Annotated in this window: 1 rRNA gene; it reads left to right on the forward strand. The window is 52.6% G+C overall.

Going from position 1 to position 2,288, the window contains the following annotated elements:
* Window positions 1-2,180: ribosomal RNA gene (locus T3A99_RS13115) — 23S ribosomal RNA — on the forward strand; the annotation flags it as partial.
* Window positions 2,181-2,288 lie beyond the last annotated feature (108 nt).

Consider the following 2,288-nt stretch of genomic DNA (forward strand, 5'->3'; position numbering starts at 1 on the left):
ACTGGAGGACCGAACCGACTACCGTTGAAAAGTTAGCGGATGACCTGTGGATCGGAGTGAAAGGCTAATCAAGCTCGGAGATAGCTGGTTCTCCTCGAAAGCTATTTAGGTAGCGCCTCATGTATCACTGTAGGGGGTAGAGCACTGTTTCGGCTAGGGGGTCATCCCGACTTACCAAACCGATGCAAACTCCGAATACCTACAAGTGCCGAGCATGGGAGACACACGGCGGGTGCTAACGTCCGTCGTGAAAAGGGAAACAACCCAGACCGTCAGCTAAGGTCCCAAAGTTATGGTTAAGTGGGAAACGATGTGGGAAGGCTTAGACAGCTAGGAGGTTGGCTTAGAAGCAGCCACCCTTTAAAGAAAGCGTAATAGCTCACTAGTCGAGTCGGCCTGCGCGGAAGATGTAACGGGGCTCAAACCATACACCGAAGCTACGGGTATCACTTAGGTGATGCGGTAGAGGAGCGTTCTGTAAGCCTGTGAAGGTGAGTTGAGAAGCTTGCTGGAGGTATCAGAAGTGCGAATGCTGACATGAGTAACGACAATGGGTGTGAAAAACACCCACGCCGAAAGACCAAGGTTTCCTGCGCAACGTTAATCGACGCAGGGTTAGTCGGTCCCTAAGGCGAGGCTGAAAAGCGTAGTCGATGGAAAACAGGTTAATATTCCTGTACTTCTGGTTATTGCGATGGAGGGACGGAGAAGGCTAGGCCAGCTTGGCGTTGGTTGTCCAAGTTTAAGGTGGTAGGCTGAGATCTTAGGTAAATCCGGGATCTTAAGGCCGAGAGCTGATGACGAGTTACCCTTTGGGTGACGAAGTGGTTGATGCCATGCTTCCAAGAAAAGCTTCTAAGCTTCAGGTAACCAGGAACCGTACCCCAAACCGACACAGGTGGTTGGGTAGAGAATACCAAGGCGCTTGAGAGAACTCGGGTGAAGGAACTAGGCAAAATGGCACCGTAACTTCGGGAGAAGGTGCGCCGGTGAGGGTGAAGCACTTGCTGCGTAAGCCCACGCCGGTCGAAGATACCAGGCCGCTGCGACTGTTTATTAAAAACACAGCACTCTGCAAACACGAAAGTGGACGTATAGGGTGTGACGCCTGCCCGGTGCCGGAAGGTTAATTGATGGGGTTAGCTAACGCGAAGCTCTTGATCGAAGCCCCGGTAAACGGCGGCCGTAACTATAACGGTCCTAAGGTAGCGAAATTCCTTGTCGGGTAAGTTCCGACCTGCACGAATGGCGTAACGATGGCGGCGCTGTCTCCACCCGAGACTCAGTGAAATTGAAATCGCTGTGAAGATGCAGTGTATCCGCGGCTAGACGGAAAGACCCCGTGAACCTTTACTATAGCTTTGCACTGGACTTTGAATTTGCTTGTGTAGGATAGGTGGGAGGCTTTGAAGCGTGGACGCCAGTTCGCGTGGAGCCATCCTTGAAATACCACCCTGGCAACTTTGAGGTTCTAACTCAGGTCCGTTATCCGGATCGAGGACAGTGTATGGTGGGTAGTTTGACTGGGGCGGTCTCCTCCTAAAGAGTAACGGAGGAGTACGAAGGTGCGCTCAGACCGGTCGGAAATCGGTCGTAGAGTATAAAGGCAAAAGCGCGCTTGACTGCGAGACAGACACGTCGAGCAGGTACGAAAGTAGGTCTTAGTGATCCGGTGGTTCTGTATGGAAGGGCCATCGCTCAACGGATAAAAGGTACTCCGGGGATAACAGGCTGATACCGCCCAAGAGTTCATATCGACGGCGGTGTTTGGCACCTCGATGTCGGCTCATCACATCCTGGGGCTGAAGCCGGTCCCAAGGGTATGGCTGTTCGCCATTTAAAGTGGTACGCGAGCTGGGTTTAGAACGTCGTGAGACAGTTCGGTCCCTATCTGCCGTGGACGTTTGAGATTTGAGAGGGGCTGCTCCTAGTACGAGAGGACCGGAGTGGACGAACCTCTGGTGTTCCGGTTGTCACGCCAGTGGCATTGCCGGGTAGCTATGTTCGGAAAAGATAACCGCTGAAAGCATCTAAGCGGGAAACTTGCCTCAAGATGAGATCTCACTGGGACCTTGAGTCCCCTGAAGGGCCGTCGAAGACTACGACGTTGATAGGTGGGGTGTGTAAGCGCTGTGAGGCGTTGAGCTAACCCATACTAATTGCCCGTGAGGCTTGACCATATAACACCCAAGCAATTTGCTGACCCGATACAGGGCACCAGATTGCGGTGTGTGAAGACGCTATGAACCGAAAGTTCGCACAACACACAAACCTATCGCATACCCATT

It is taken from the genome of Pseudomonas sp. N-137, from assembly GCF_034555295.1.
Lineage (GTDB): Bacteria > Pseudomonadota > Gammaproteobacteria > Pseudomonadales > Pseudomonadaceae > Aquipseudomonas > Aquipseudomonas rhizophila.